At 71.3% G+C, this 13869-nt stretch carries 10 protein-coding genes and 2 pseudogenes; 2 read left to right on the top strand and 10 right to left on the bottom strand.

Annotated features, from left to right (window positions below; all coding sequences use genetic code 11):
• Nucleotides 1-31 precede the first annotated feature (31 nt).
• The 6 genes and pseudogenes from ABT254_RS12420 to ABT254_RS12450 all read right to left on the bottom strand — a co-directional run bounded on the left by ABT254_RS12420 (nt 32) and on the right by ABT254_RS12450 (nt 7465).
• Nucleotides 32-1159 (bottom strand): M24 family metallopeptidase, encoded by a 1128-nt coding sequence (locus ABT254_RS12420; protein WP_351467522.1) that lies wholly within the window; start codon nt 1157-1159, stop codon nt 32-34.
• A 117-nt stretch (nt 1160-1276) separates the two neighbouring features.
• A pseudogene (locus ABT254_RS46520) lies at nt 1277-1809 on the bottom strand (LysE family translocator).
• Nucleotides 1810-1946: 137 nt separating this feature from the next.
• Nucleotides 1947-2516: a PDZ domain-containing protein gene (locus tag ABT254_RS12435; protein ID WP_351467525.1), complete on the bottom strand. Its 570-nt coding sequence runs from the start codon at nt 2514-2516 to the stop codon at nt 1947-1949.
• A gap of 83 nt (nt 2517-2599) precedes the next feature.
• Nucleotides 2600-4474: an O-aminophenol oxidase PhsA gene (phsA, locus tag ABT254_RS12440; protein WP_450748281.1), complete on the bottom strand. Its 1875-nt coding sequence runs from the start codon at nt 4472-4474 to the stop codon at nt 2600-2602.
• Nucleotides 4475-4579: 105 nt separating this feature from the next.
• Complete coding sequence (cyc2, locus tag ABT254_RS12445) at nt 4580-6736, bottom strand: germacradienol/geosmin synthase Cyc2 (protein WP_351467528.1); 2157 nt, start codon at nt 6734-6736, stop codon at nt 4580-4582.
• A 100-nt stretch (nt 6737-6836) separates the two neighbouring features.
• Nucleotides 6837-7465 (bottom strand): annotated as a pseudogene (locus ABT254_RS12450) (ABC transporter ATP-binding protein).
• Between the two features lie 106 nt (nt 7466-7571).
• Between ABT254_RS12450 and ABT254_RS12455 the strand changes: the two are divergent.
• The gene (locus ABT254_RS12455) at nt 7572-8828 is read left to right on the top strand and encodes a cytochrome P450 (protein WP_351467531.1); all 1257 of its coding nucleotides are present in this window, start codon (nt 7572-7574) and stop codon (nt 8826-8828) included.
• A gap of 17 nt (nt 8829-8845) precedes the next feature.
• On the opposite strand, the gene ABT254_RS12460 is transcribed toward ABT254_RS12455, so the two are convergent.
• The 3 genes from ABT254_RS12460 to ABT254_RS12470 all read right to left on the bottom strand — a co-directional run bounded on the left by ABT254_RS12460 (nt 8846) and on the right by ABT254_RS12470 (nt 11690).
• The gene (locus tag ABT254_RS12460; RefSeq protein WP_351467533.1) at nt 8846-10030 is read right to left on the bottom strand and encodes a damage-control phosphatase ARMT1 family protein; all 1185 of its coding nucleotides are present in this window, start codon (nt 10028-10030) and stop codon (nt 8846-8848) included.
• 46 nt (nt 10031-10076) lie between these two features.
• Entirely contained in the window at nt 10077-10724 is a 648-nt protein-coding gene (locus tag ABT254_RS12465) for a ScbR family autoregulator-binding transcription factor (RefSeq protein WP_351467536.1), read from the bottom strand.
• Nucleotides 10725-10793: 69 nt separating this feature from the next.
• The gene (locus ABT254_RS12470; RefSeq protein WP_351467539.1) at nt 10794-11690 is read right to left on the bottom strand and encodes a ScbA/BarX family gamma-butyrolactone biosynthesis protein; all 897 of its coding nucleotides are present in this window, start codon (nt 11688-11690) and stop codon (nt 10794-10796) included.
• Nucleotides 11691-11955: 265 nt separating this feature from the next.
• Between ABT254_RS12470 and ABT254_RS12475 the strand changes: the two genes are divergently transcribed.
• A complete protein-coding gene (locus ABT254_RS12475) occupies nt 11956-12891 on the top strand; it encodes a lytic polysaccharide monooxygenase auxiliary activity family 9 protein (RefSeq protein ID WP_351467542.1) in 936 nt (311 codons plus the stop codon).
• Nucleotides 12892-12909: 18 nt separating this feature from the next.
• Here ABT254_RS12475 and ABT254_RS12480 read toward each other — a convergent pair whose 3' ends face one another.
• A complete protein-coding gene (locus ABT254_RS12480; RefSeq protein WP_351467544.1) occupies nt 12910-13563 on the bottom strand; it encodes a Tat pathway signal sequence domain protein in 654 nt (217 codons plus the stop codon).
• Nucleotides 13564-13869: the final 306 nt, after the last annotated feature.

Raw genomic sequence — 13869 nt, forward strand, 5'->3', positions numbered from 1 at the left:
CTCGAAGGTGTGCTGGGGCTCCTGGGGTCGTTCAGTCCACTATGACCATCTCGCGGTCGGTGTTGTTGAGGCGACGGCCGCCGTCCTCGGTGACCGTGACGATGTCCTCGATGCGCACGCCGAAGCGGCCGGGCAGATAGATCCCGGGCTCGACGGAGAAGCACATGCCGGGCACGAGCGGCTGCCGTTCGCCCTCGATCATGTACGGCGGCTCGTGCGTGGTGACGCCGATGCCGTGCCCGGTGCGGTGGATGAAGTACTCGCCGTACCCGGCCTCCGCGATGACCTCGCGGGCGGCGCGGTCGACCTCCTGGCAGGCCACGCCGGGCCTGACCGCCCGGAAGCCCGCCTCCTGGGCCTCGCGCACCAGGTCGTGCACCCGGCGCTCCTCCTCGGTGGGGTCGCCGACGTGGACGGTGCGGGAGGTGTCGGAGCCGTAGCCGTCCTTGAGTCCGCCGAAGTCGAGGACGACCATGTCGCCGCGTTCGATGACGCGCTCGCCGACCTCGTGGTGCGGGTTGGCGCCGTTCGGGCCGGAGGCGACGATGGTGAAGTCGACCTGCGAGTGGCCGAACTGACGCAGCAGGTCGGCGAGGTCCGCTCCGACGTCGGACTCCCTGCGTCCGGCGAAGGGAACCTTGCGGATCTCCTCGAACGCCGCGTCCGCGGCCGCTCCCGCGGCCGCCATCAGTTCCAGTTCCACCGGGTCCTTGACGGCGCGGAGCATCGGCAGGGCGTCGGTGAGGGACGCGTAGTCGGTGCCGGGCAGCGCGCGCTGCAGTCCGAGCAGATGCATCGCCCACGCGTTGTCGCTGATGCCGAAACGGCCGGTGCCCGCCAGCAGGGCGGCGGTCGCGGCGTAGGGATCCTTGCCGTCGGTCCAGTCGCGCAGGGCCAGGGCGGGGGCGCCGGCGGCCTGTGCGGCGTCCGGGGCCTCCAGAGTGGGGACGACGAGGACGGGGGTGCGTCCCTGGACGAGGACCAGCAGGGTGAGCCGTTCGGTGACCGCGGTGGGCGCATAGCCGGTCAGCCACACCAGGTCCGGCCCGGGTGCCACCAGCAGCCCGGAGAGACCGGCGTCGGCGGCGGCCCGCGCGGCGCGGTCCATCCGGTCCCGGTAGTCGTCGGCGGTGAAGGGCGCGCGCGTACTGCCGGTCATCCGGGCCTCCCTGGGCGGGTGAAGGGACCACAAGGGACTACGGGCAGCATCCTGCCCGTACCGCGGGGGCGGCGCGACCGGTCTGCCGCTCTTTCGGCTGCCGCGTCGGCCATGGCGTCAGCTCTCCAGGGCGAGGCGGACGCCGAGGAGCAGCAGCACGCCCCCGGAGACCTGCTCCAGGCGTCGGCGCACCCCTGCGCGGGACAGGACGGCCCGCATCCGGCCGACGAACCACACGTACAGGCCGTAGTAGCCGACCTCGTAGGCCGCCCAGAGCGCGGCGAGACCCACCTCCCCCACTGCCTTGAGGGCGTGGGAGGTACCCCCATCGGGCAGGTGCCCTCCCAGCCGTCCGGGGCCCGGTCGGTGCGCCGCGCCTGCCGCAGCGCCTGGATGCCGAAACCGACCAGGACGACCGCACCGGCGATCCGCAGCACGTCGTACGCCACCTGGGAGGCCGCGAGCAGCGCGGTCAGCCCGAACGCGGCGACCACGCCCCAGACGAAGACGCCGGTCTCGTTGCCGAGCACGGTCAGGAAGCCGGAGCGGCGGCTGCGCAGCGACTGCTTGATGATCAGCACCGTGCTGGGGCCGGGCGAGGCGGCGATCAGGGTGCAGGCGCCGAGCAAGGCGAGAAGGGTGCTCAGCATGTGGCCCATCGTGGCCCACTCCGTGGACGGGGACCAGTGATTTCCCGCCGCTCGACGGGGGCCGGACACCATGTTCGCGGCGCTGCTGGAGCGGCGGCCGGAGATCGCGGGGTGGCTCACCACTCACTTCCGGATGCTCACGTGACGACGCCGGGCACCGCCGTCAACTGCTGGTAGCCGCCGCTGCGGTGACGGACCGTCAGTGTGATGCCGACGCCCGGGCGGGCCCGGGCGACGGCTCGTGCGAGGTCGGCGGCCGAGTCGATGCGGGTCCTGCCGAACGCGAGGAGTACGTCTCCCCGGACGAGCCCCGCCGCATAGCCCGGGCCGGGCACGTGGACGCCGACGACCAGGGCGCCCGCCCTGTACGCGTCCACGGCCTCCAGGCCCAGGGTCGCGGCGGCGGGCGCCGGTGACGCCGACGCCGGCGGGGACGACGGACCGGGGTGCGCCCCGGCCGACGGGGTGGCCTGCGCCCGGCGTTGCAGGTCGGCGAGTTTGCTCATGCCGATCACCGTGGCGCCGACCGTGCCGAGACCGACTCCGGACAGCACCAGGACCGTGCCGACGAGCAGGCCGAACAGTGCGGCCCTGAGCCGTCGGCCGCGCCGGCGCGCGGCGTGCGGGCGTCGGACGGGCCGGGTCTCGGTGCCGTCGCCGGGCTCCCCACCGGGCATCGGCTTGGGACGCAACGCAGTCTGTTCCATGGATCGCCTCCGGCTGGAGCTCTACCCGGAGCCCCGGCGCCCGACGAGCCACGAACGAGTGAGACTGCGACGGCCCGCGGCGGTCAGCCGGTGTGGCCCTCGCCGTGGCCGCCGTGCGCGCCGCCGTGGTCGAACTTCATCGCCTCCTCGGGCATCACGACGAAGGGCCGCATCATGCCCATGTCCTCATGCTCCAGAAGGTGGCAGTGGTACATGAACCGGCCGTACGCGCCGTCGAACTTGCCCATGACGCGCAATATCTGACCGCCCGGCACCCGGAAGACGTCCTTGTAGCCGCGTTCGTTGGGCGCCAGCGGAATCTGCGTGCCCGCGTCGAACGCGATCGGGGCCCGTGTGCCGCCCACCGCCGGGTCGAAGCCCGAGACGTCGTACGCGTCCCGGCCCAGCAGCTGGAAGTCGGCCAGGTGGATGTGCATCGGGTGGACGATCGGCGCGAGGTTCAGGAAGCTCCACTGCTCGTAGGAGCCCTCGGCGATGGTGAAGCCGAGGCCGTCGTTGAACGTCCGCGATGTGCGCCGGTACGTCTTCGTCGTGCCGTCCGGGCCCTTGAGCTGGATGATGCCGTCGGTGGGGACCTGGATGTCGCCGGGGTCGGTGACCTCGGTCATCTCCCAGATCTCCGGGTGTCCGCCCCCGCCCTTGGTGGCGGGCGGGGTGAGCACGATCAGACGGTGACCGTGCGGGATGTCGTGGGTGAGCCGGCGGAAGGAGCCGGAGAGCACCTCGGGCAGTTCGAAGGTGTCCGTGCAGCCGCCCTCGCCCACCCGGAACTCCAGGACCGCGGGGTAGCGCACGTCGTTCACCGGGTCGGGCACGCCCGGTGCCTGTCCGCGGCCCTTGTTGACCAGGCGCAGAGTCCGGCCCGCGAGGCCGCGGAAGTCGACGAGCAGGTCGAAGCGCTCGGCCGGGGCCGCGGTCAGCGTGGGCAGCGCGTCGTCGAAGTCGACCGGGACCGGGCGGGGCAGCAGTCCGCCGTCGCTGCCGATCTGGTGGACGACACCCGGCACCGGGTTGTCGTCCTCGTCGACGAGGACGAGGCTGTAGATGCGCGCGTTGGACGCGTTGACGAGCCGGAAGCGGTACCAGGCGTCGTCGACCTCGGCGTACGGCCAGATCCGGCCGTTGACCGTCGTGTACGGGCCGGTGAACGGGATGGAGACCGGTTTGCCCGTCTCCGGGTTCTGCTGCTGGACGATCACCGTCTTGTGCAGCAGCCGTCCGTTGAGCCGGCCGTCCTCGTCCGTGTCGAGGTTCCGGTCGGCGAGCAGCAGCGGGATCTCCCTGTCCCCGGAGGGCAGTCCGAGCGCGTCCTCCTCGTCGTCACGGACGAGGTAGGTGCCGTACAGGCCCGTGTGCACGTTCCACCGGGTGATGTTCATGGCGTGGTCGTGGTACCACCACTGCACCGCCTGGTGCTCGTTCGGGTACTCCGAGAGCTGGGCGTCGCCGTAGCCGACAGCGTTGTCCGCCCAGCCGTCGTTGCCGCCGCCCGTCTGGGCTCCGTGCAGGTGTGTCACCGACCAGGCGGGCAGGGCGGCGACATCCTTGTCGGGCTCGACGCCCTCCCGGCCGGGCTCGGTGGTGGGCGGCGGGGTGCCGGGGGCGCGGACCGGCACCTCCACCGAGGTGACCGGGTATTCGCTGCCCTTGGGAATGCGGTTGGTCCAGGCGATGCGGACGCGCTGTCCGCGGCGCACCTCGACGGTCGGGCCCGGCACCTGCCCGTCGTACCCCCACATCAGGGTCGGCGGAAGCTGTGGGTGCAGCCGGACCCAGGTCGGGCGCACGGCGATCTCCGTCTCCCGCAGGACGTCGCCGGATCCGGGACGCACGACGGGCGGGACGGGTAACGGCGTGACGTACGGTGTCAGTTCGTCCGGAGTCGGCGCCGTCTCCCCCGTGCCGCCCTCGGTGATCCTCTCGATGATGTCGGTCAAGGCTCGAACACCCCCGTGTTCTGTGGTCTGTCTGTTCCCCTTACCTCAGAAGACTCCCGACGCCTCGCCCAAGTTCCCTGAATGTCCCGTTCCGCACGAAAAAGTTCAATGCACGGTCACGACGGCGGGGCGGTCCGGGAGGAAGCCGTGAGTGCGGCGGGCCAGCTGCTCCGGCTTGTAACGGTCCACGTTCCGGTGCCAGTTGAGGATGCCCGCCATCCAGTTCTGCAGGTCCTTCACATAGCCGTCCATCGCCTCGCGCCCCTCGGCGGAGAGGGTGAAGTCGTCGTAGACGACGGGTAGTTCGTGTGCGGCGATGTGTTCGAACTGGCGCATGCGCTGGGTCATCAGGTCGTGGACGACGGAGAGTGCGGTCGGATAGTCGATGCCGAAGAAGTTCTGCACGACGAGGATCGCGTTGTGGATCTCGCCCTCGTACTCGATCTCCTTCTGGTACGAGAAGACGTCGTTGATGAGGCACCCGTAGTCGATGGCGGCGTTCTCCAGGGCGCGGACGGGGCCGCTGCGGTAGACCTCGGGCGGGACCGCGGGGCCGTGGCCCATCCGGCACATGCTCAGGGTGAGGTCGGAGCCGAAGGTGGCGCGGCGCATCTCCAGGTAGTCGACCGGGTCGGGGATGCGGTTCTGCAGCTGGTTGGACAGCTCCCACACCCAGCTCTCGGTCATCACGTTCACCGAGTCCTTGAGGGTGCGCCGCTGCTCGGGGGTCATCTGCGCCGTGGTGCGCGCCCAGAGGTCGATGAGGCCGCGCTCCATGCCGTTCAGCGGGGCGGGGGCCTCCTCGCCGTCGACGGGCATGCAGTCCGACAGGCGCCGGGTGGTCAGCCGGGCGGCGGCCAGGTCACGGCGGTGGCCGTGGACGAGCGGGTAGTAGTCGTCGCCGTACGTGCCCCAGGCGAGCCACTGCGAGCTGAGGTCGAGGGCCTCGGGTGTCGCGTCGGGGTCGAGGCCCGCGGAGCACAGCGGGAGGTCGGCGGCGGCGAGCCTGTCCTCGTCCCAGACGCCCTCCTGGAGCATGCCCATGGCGTGCATCCAGCCGGTGAGGCGCTGCCGGGCTCCCTCCAGGTGGGGACTGAGTTGGACCTCGAAGGGCATGTGGAAGTCGGGCAGAAGGGAGGGGCCGACCTTCTGGTACGGCACATGCGTGTAGGCGCGCAGGCGCTCGGCGCCGGCCGCCGCGAGCAGGGCGCCGACATCGGCGGCTGAGGTCCCCGGGCCGGTCAGACCGTGCCACGGCTGCGTGGTCTGCGCGCGGGCGTTCATGTAGCGGCTGGAGCGCATGTGCCATTCGTGGCCGCCGGACTGCCAGTCCTGAAGTCCCTGGGTGTACTTGGCGACGGCGGCGACCTCGTGCGGGGTGAGGCCCTTGTCCAGGGCCAGTGCCGGCACTTCGGTGAGGGCGGTGTGCTCGAACTGGTGGAGGCGGGAGGTGAGGACGTCGTTGACGGTGTCGGCGGCCTCCTGGGTGGTGCAGTCGAAGAAGGTCTCCAGAACGAGCACGCCGTTGCTGTTCTCGCCCTCGTCCTCGACCTCGCGCTGGTAGGAGAACAGGTCGTTGCGCAGGTGGACGGCGTCGGAGAACGTCTCCATCAGCACCCTGAGCGGCCTCGACTGCGCGACGGATGCCGGGACTTCGGCGGTCGCGTACTCCACGAGCCCCGCCGACCAGGGGGCGCCGCCCACCTTGCGGCGCATCTCGATGTACTCGACGGGGTTGGCGATCCGCCCCTCGTTGATGTTGGACAGCTCCCACAGGGACTCGTTGAGAAGGTGCTCGGTCGCCACGGCGAAGCGGCGGCGCCAGTCCACCGACATCGACGGCACGGTGCGTGCCCACAGGTCGGCGAGCCCGGCCTCGACCGGGTTCTGCGGCTCCGGTACGGGAGTGGCGAGGTCGAGGGGCATGAACAAGGGCAGCCGGTCCAGGTAGGCCTTGCCGCCGACGCGGTCCTGGCTGCGCTTGAAGGTCTCCAGGAAGTGGTCGTCGAAGAAGAAGACCCACACGTACCAGTCGGTGATCAGGGAGAGGGCGGGGCCGTCGCACTCGGGGTGGGTGTAGGCGCAGAGGAGTCCGTAGTCGTGCGCGTCGAGGTCGGACTGCTCCCAGATCCCGGACCCCTCCAGCATGCCCATCCCCCGTGCCCACTCGGTCGAATGGGCACGCGCCTCGTCGACATGCGGGTTCAGCCGCGCGGGGTACGGCATGTAGAAGTGCGGGAGTTCGAAGGGCTGCTGCGTCATGGCCGGGGCCCTACCCGTGCCTCTCCGGCACCATCCGCCGGCCGGGACATGATCACACCATCGCGTGAATCGGGGGCGAACCGGGAACAGGGCGGCGGTCCTAGGATCCCCGCACCGCCCGCCCCACCTCCGCGCGCAGCGCCACGAACTCGGGCAGCCCCCGGGTGACGATCTGGTCGCGTTTTCCGGGGAGTTCGACGGGCAGGTCGAGGACGATGTGGGAGGCGGGGGCCGGGGAGAGGACGACGACGCGGTCGCCGACGTAGACGCTCTCGTCGATGTCGTGGGTGACGAACACGATCGTCGTGCCCTCGGTGCGGTGGACCTCCAGCAGAAGGTCGTCGAGGTCCTCGCGGGTCTGGGCGTCCAGGGAGCCGAAGGGTTCGTCCATGAGCAGCAGGGAGGGGCGGCAGACCAGGGCGCGGGCGATGGCGACGCGTTGCTGCATGCCGCCGGAGAGCTGCCAGGGGTGGCGAAGAGGGAGCGGCCGTAGTCCTGGAAGACGACGGCCAGTCGGTCTGGTACGCCGGTGACCGGGGTTCCGTCGACGGTGACGGTGCCCTCGTGCGCGGGCTGGAGTCCCGCGACGGTGCGCAGGAGCGTGGACTTGCCGCATCCGGAGGGGCCCACGACGCACAGGAGCTGGCCTTCGGGCACGGTGAGGGTGATGTCGTGCAGGACGCGCTGGTCGCCGTAAGTCTGGCCGAGGGAGTCGAGGCGGAGCGTCACGCGGTGCAATTGCCATGATCACCATATAGAGACGGGCCAACCGGCCACTCTTTGGAGAAATACGAAGACCTTGCCGAAGCCCCGAGGAAAACGCCACCGTGATCGCATGCATGAGACCCCACCGGTCCCGGACGTCTTCGATCCACGGCAGTACGCAGCCGGGGTTCCCCACGCCGCCTACCGCGCACTCCGCGACCACCACCCCGTGGCCTGGCAGGACGAGCCCGAGGTGCTGGGCTGGCCTGCCGGGCCCGGCTTCTGGGCGGTGACCCGGCACGCGGACGTGGTACGCGTCCTCAAGGACTCGGCGTCCTACTCCTCACACCTCGGCGCCACCCAGATCCGCGACCCCGACCCCGCAGACCTCCCCTTCATCCGGCGCATGATGCTCAATCAGGATCCGCCGGAGCACGGGCGGCTGAGGCGACTGGTCAGCCGCGCCTTCACCCCCGGGCGCATCGACCGCTTCAGGTCCGTCGCGCGGGAGCGGGCGCGCCGGCTGTTCGCGCAGGCCCTCGAAACGGCCCGGGCGGCGAACGGCACCGTCGACCTCGTCACCGCCGTGACCGACGACTACGCCCTGCTCAACCTCGCCGACCTGCTCGGCGTCCCGGACGGCGACCGCGGCCTGCTGCTGCACTGGACGCGGCGGGTCATCGGCTACCAGGACCCGGACGAGGCCGGCACCCCCGTGCTCGACGCGGCGGGCGAACCGGTCAACCCCCGCTCCCCCGCGATGCTCCGGGACATGTTCGCCTACGCCCAGCAGCTCGCCGCGCACAAGCGCCGCCACCCCGCCGACGACGTGCTGACGACGCTCGCCCAGGACCCCGAACTCGCCGACGCCGAACTGGAGATGTTCTTCTTCCTGCTCACCGTCGCGGGCAATGACACCGTCCGCGGCGCCGCCCCCGGCGGGCTGCTGACCCTGGCCGAGCACCCCGAGGCGTACGAGCTGCTGCGCACCGGAAGGGTCGAACTGCCCCTCGCCGTCGAGGAGTTGCTTCGCCGGCACCCACCGGTCCTCACCTTCCGCCGCACCGCCGCCCGCGACACCGAGCTGGCGGGGCGGCGCATCCGTGCGGGCGACAAGGTGGTCGTCTTCCATGCCTCCGCGAACCACGACGAAAGGGTCTTCGTCGCGCCGGAGCTCCTCGACCTGTCCCGTACGCCGAACCCGCACGTCTCCTTCGGGGACGGTCCGCATGTCTGCCTGGGCGCACACTTCGCCCGGTTGCAGCTGCGGGTGCTGTACGGGGAGGCGCTGCGCGCCCTGCCGGTCCTGCGCACGGCGGGGCCGGCCACGCGGCTGACGTCCAACTTCATCAACGGAATCAAGTCGCTGCCGGTGCTGGTGGCCTGAGGTTCAAGGGCAGGTCCTCAGGTCCGCACCTGGATCAGCGCGTGGGTGCCGCCGGTCCGCCACCGCTGCCCCTCGGCCGCCACGAGCGCGGCCTCGGTGTCGGGGGCCAGGCCGGTGATCACGTCGGACTTCAGGGTGCGCAGGGCGGCGACCGGGCCGGGGAAGTGGGCTGTGACGTCCGCGAAGGAAGTCGTCGGTTCCCACAGCCGATCGCCCACGAGACGACGGTAGTTGAGGTCGCCCTTCACGACGGTCAGCGCGGCCGTGGCGAGCTCCGCGCGGAGGTCGCCCGGCATGTCGGCGTACGGCAGCGGTCCGGCGGAGAAGGGGTGGGCGCGCAGACCGAGGCGGCCGTCGGCCATCGCCGACCACAGGATGCGGCCGTACTCGGCGGCTGCGCCCCGCGCCCCGGTCAGCCTCCTGAGCGCGTCGAGCACATCGGCCGTCGTCGCGTCGGAGACGTAGTACGGGTACGGCTTGATGTGCAGGACGGCGCGCCCGATGCGCCCGCGTTCGAGGAGGTGGGCGATGAGCAGCAGGTCGGGGACGAGTTCGCGGCCCGCGTTGTCCGCGATGAGGCAGAGCGTGCCCGCGCCGGCCTGTGGGAGCAGCGACCAGAGGGTCTCGCTGTCGTCGGCGACCAGGCCCGGGGCGGTGTCCGGGGCGCCGGCGGCGGTGGCGGAGAGGCGGAAACCGAGGTCGGCGCGGTTGCCCCAGAGGGAGCCGTGCAGCAGGGCACGGTCCTGGTCGTCCGCGGACAGGGCGTCGAGGGCGGCCAGTTCCTCGTCCGTCTCCGGGGAGTCGAGCTCGGCCAGCTTGAAGGGGCGGAACGGGTCGATGCCCTGCCAGGGACCGGCGCCGAAGTAGCCCACGGCGTCGAGGAGTTGGCGGTAGAAGTAGCTCTCCGACCAGAGCCAGGGGATGTCGTACCAGGAACGGCCGGCGTACTCGGCCATGCCCCACGCCTCCCAGCGGGCCCGGTCGTGCGCGTCGGCGGGAAGCGGTTCCACGACGCCCTTGGTGCAGCTCGCGAGGAGCGCGTCGAGAGCGCGGTGCTGTGCGGGGCCGTAGGGGAAGGCCTCCCGTACCTGCCGGATGATCGCGGGGTGCCGCTCGGCGAGCACGCTGTGGGGGAACGATCCCGGCTCGTTGCCGAGGATCACGGGCGCGGACGGAGGGTGGGGCGACGAGGTGTCGGGCATGCGCCCCACGATAGGTCCGCCCCCGGGCGGGTTCTCGGATCCTCCGTCAGACGGTTCTGATCTCGCGCTCCAGCCGGGCGGCGAGGCTCACATAGCGGGCGCGGCGGGTCACCGGGACCAGACCGCGGATCGTCAGGTGCCACATCTCGGCCAGTCTGCGGGGCTGGTGGGCGACGGGTTCGAGGGAGCGCCCCACCACGCGGGTGCCGACGAAGAAGCTGACGAGGGAGTGGGCGACGGCGTCGACGTCGATGTCCGGGTGGACGTCGGACTCCTTGACGGCGCCGAGGAGTTTGCGAGTGGCGATGTCCCGCCACTCGTTGAAGGGGTGCCGCAGCGGCGGCCGCACAGCCACCTCGCCGGTGGCGAGCCGGAGCCCGGCCCGGGGGATCGGGCCCTCGACGGAGAGACGGGCTATGCCGAAGGTGATGCGCATCAGGGTTTCGAGCGAGGAGTAACCCTTGCCGTCGAGGTCCTTCGTCACCTCGTGGGAGGCCTTGGACTGGAGCTCCATGATGGCGTGGGCGAGGTCCTCCTTGGCCGCGAAGTGGAAGTAGAGGGCGCCCTTGGTGACTTGGGCGTGTTCCACGATGTCGCTCAGGCTGGTCGATTCGTAGCCGCGGCGGTCGAACAGGTCTGCTGCGGCCGTGATGATCGTCGCGCGGGTCTGCTCGGCGCGTAACTGCCTCGCCATCGACTGAACACTCCTGGGGCTGGAAACGGGCCGTGCTGTTTGTTTTTCTCACTCCCAGTGAACGATATCTCACCGTGCGGCGGCGCCGACGGTGCACTCGAACACCGTCGACCCGCCCTGGAATCCGCGGACCTCCAGACCTGTCACGGTCTCGTCGGTCACCTCGATCCAGGTGGGTCTGTCCAGCTCAGCATACTGATGGAAGGTCGCGTGGAAGGACCCGCCCCCCGCCGGACCGACGGCCCGGACACGGGCCGCCTGCCGGGCCGCCTCCAGGAGCAGCATGCCGGGGACGTGATCGAGCGGATGGTCGAAGAAAACGGGATGCGCGGTATCTACTCGCAGTTGCCAGCGACCGGGCCGGTCGGGCGGGGCCAGTACGACGTCCGCGCGCAGGGCACGGTCCACGGCGGCGGCGGGCAGCGCGGGCGGGAGCGGCAGCGCGGTGACGGTGGCCGGAGTGCGGCCGCCCCGCAGCCGGCGGTAGACGGACTCACTGGTCCAGCTGACGGCGATGTGCGCGGTGGCGACGCGCTCGCCGCCGAGGCGTACGACGGTGTCGTAGCGGAGCGCGGTGGGGCGGCCTGCGCGGTGGCGGACGTCGTACACGGTGACGTCCAGGGCGGGTTCGGCGGGCGCGGCGGCGACGGCGAGGTGCTCGGGACGCGTGGTGAGGTGCAGCTCCCGCAGCACGAAGCAGTGGTCGAAGGGGACGTCGTACTCGGCGTGCGCGAGGAGCGCTCCGCACTGGCGCACGGTCTCCGCGACGAGCAGCGGTTCGTACGCCGACCGGTCCGGCGACACGTGTAATTGATGGGCTCGCGGCCACTGCGCGAACAGCGTGAACCGGTCGGGACCGGAGCGCTCCCAGTCGGTGAGAAACGTTTCCGCCACGGCGGCGCGGTGGACGAGCTGACGAGGCACGGTGGCCGTCAAGGCCGGTCGGGGCATGGTCGTTCGGGGCATGTCCCTCCCTCGTCCCCCCGGAAACGGATCACAGACCAGACGGTGAGGTGCCCGTGCCGGCGATCGCCAGAGTACGAGGCGACCGGTTGGTTTTCAATGTGATCCGGGTGGCCGCGAGGGGCGTACGACGCAGGTGAACGGTCAAGGTTCAAGCAGCCGTTCGCTCCGGAACCGCGCCCGGGCGTCGGGCGCTGAACGCGCCGGGCCGGTTTCCCGTACTTCACGGGAGCACATCGTTCCGCGCCTGGCCGAGGAGACGTTCCGGATGCCCCGGATGACCGCACACCGCACCGCCCTGGCGGCCGCCCTCGTGACCCCGCTCCTGCTGCCCCTGTGGGCGGCGGGCACCGCGCAGGCGCACGGCGCGCCCACGGATCCGGTCAGCAGGGCCTACGCCTGCTCACCCGACGGCGGCAGCGACGCGCAGTCGGCGGCGTGCAAGGCGGCGGTCGCCGCGAACGGCGCCCCCTTCACTTTCTGGGACAACCTGAGGGTCGCGGACGTGGGCGGCAGGGACCGGCAGCTCATCCCCGACGGGAAGCTGTGCAGCGGCGGGCTGCCCGCCTACAAGGGCCTCGACCTCGCCCGCTCCGACTGGCCGTCGACGACCCTGAAGCCGGGCGCGACCCTGACGATGAAATACGCCTCGACGATCCCGCACACCGGGACGTTCAAGCTCTACCTCACCAAGCCCGGCTACGATCCGAAGAAGCCGCTGACCTGGGCCGAGCTGCCCAACCGGCCGTTCGCCTCGGTCAAGGACCCGGCCCTGACGAACGGCGCGTACCGCATCACCGCGAAGCTGCCGTCCGACCGGACCGGGCATCACGTGCTCTACACCATCTGGCAGAACAGCAGCACGTCGGACACGTACTACTCCTGCTCCGACGTCCAGTTCGGGACGGCCGGGAGCGGCAGGAGCGGCGGTACGCCGGCATCGGCGTCCGCGTCCGCGGGCGGTGGCCGCAAGAGCGCGAGCAGCAGCCCCACGGCCACGCCCGGACCTCGTACGACTCCTTCCCGTACGGCAGCGGCGGCGGCGACCCCACAGAAGGGGTCGACCGAACCCGACAGCACGCCGGTGGCCTCGACCTCCACCGCGGGCTCGGGACCGTCGGCGCCCATGCTGGCGGGCGGCGCCGCTGCGGTGCTGGTGCTCACCGGCGGCGCCGCCCTGGCGCTGCGTCTGCGTCGGCGCTGAACTACGCCTGGCCGGGCGTCAGTTGACGTAGACGGTGGCGCCGTTGTCGGTCACCGGGGCGTACTTGGCGGTGAAGTAGCCGCTGCTGAAGCAGAGCGACGAACCGGACACCTTGGTGAACTGCTGGTTGGTGAAGTTGATGCTGGCGTCGCTGTTGCTCGTCGTGCCGGTCAGGCTCGGAGCCTGGTAGACGCAGGTGATGGAGCCCAGCAGAGTCTTCAGCTTGACCGTGGTCTGGATGGTGGAGCCGCTCGCCGGGGTCACGGTGAGCGTGCCGTCGGAGGCCACGGTGGTGGTGTACGGCAGGTTGTCGACCGTGATGCTGGTGACGCCCGTGACGCCGAGGACGTTGCTGGTGCAGCTGCTGCTGTCGAAGGTCTGCGCGCCGACGGACTCGGTGGCCGTGCCCGGCGCGGCGGGGTTGTCCGTGACCGTGGCGGTGAACGTCGAGGACGCGCAGCTCACGCCGCTGGTGCCGGTCGCGCTGGAGTAGAGCGTGGCCTTGGTGCCACTGGCCAGCGGTGCGGAGAGGACGTCGCCGACCGCGACGGCGGTGCCGTCGGCCGAGCCGGTGGTGAGGACCGGGGTGTCGGCCGCCGAGGCCGGGACGGCCGCGGGGATCGAGAGCGCGGCGACGGTGCCGACGAGGGTGAGGAGGGTGCGAGTGCGCATGCGGACGTACCTCTTTCTTGTGCGGGGTTTGGGGGTTGGGGGTCGGGGGGCTTCCGAGGTGGCGCGAGGAAGGTGGGGGGACGCCGGTCGACGTCCGCCGATGCCGGACCGTGACGCCTTCTCCGTACGTCACGGACCGGCAACGGCGTCCGGCCGGTGACCGGCCGCAGACCCTGGGGGTGGGCCGGCGGCCGGACCGGGCGGAAGCGACGGCCCGGAGCGGAGCAGGGGGGAAGTGCCCTTACCGGGCCGTCGGGGGGATCTCGGGCCGTGAAGGGCCCGTGCGGACAGGAGGGGTCCGGGAGA

Origin of the sequence: Streptomyces sp. NPDC001137 (genome assembly GCF_040298885.1) — a bacterium.
Classification (GTDB): domain Bacteria; phylum Actinomycetota; class Actinomycetes; order Streptomycetales; family Streptomycetaceae; genus Streptomyces.

Coding starts and splice junctions, on each gene's coding strand:
- ABT254_RS12420 (WP_351467522.1), bottom strand. CDS start 1,159: ATGACCGGCAGTACGCGCGCGCCCTTCACCGCCGACGACTACCGGGAC.
- ABT254_RS12435 (WP_351467525.1), bottom strand. CDS start 2,516: ATGGAACAGACTGCGTTGCGTCCCAAGCCGATGCCCGGTGGGGAGCCC.
- cyc2 (WP_351467528.1), bottom strand. CDS start 6,736: ATGACGCAGCAGCCCTTCGAACTCCCGCACTTCTACATGCCGTACCCC.
- ABT254_RS12455 (WP_351467531.1), top strand. CDS start 7,572: ATGCATGAGACCCCACCGGTCCCGGACGTCTTCGATCCACGGCAGTAC.
- ABT254_RS12460 (WP_351467533.1), bottom strand. CDS start 10,030: ATGCCCGACACCTCGTCGCCCCACCCTCCGTCCGCGCCCGTGATCCTC.
- ABT254_RS12465 (WP_351467536.1), bottom strand. CDS start 10,724: ATGGCGAGGCAGTTACGCGCCGAGCAGACCCGCGCGACGATCATCACG.
- ABT254_RS12470 (WP_351467539.1), bottom strand. CDS start 11,690: ATGCCCCGAACGACCATGCCCCGACCGGCCTTGACGGCCACCGTGCCT.
- ABT254_RS12475 (WP_351467542.1), top strand. CDS start 11,956: ATGCCCCGGATGACCGCACACCGCACCGCCCTGGCGGCCGCCCTCGTG.
- ABT254_RS12480 (WP_351467544.1), bottom strand. CDS start 13,563: ATGCGCACTCGCACCCTCCTCACCCTCGTCGGCACCGTCGCCGCGCTC.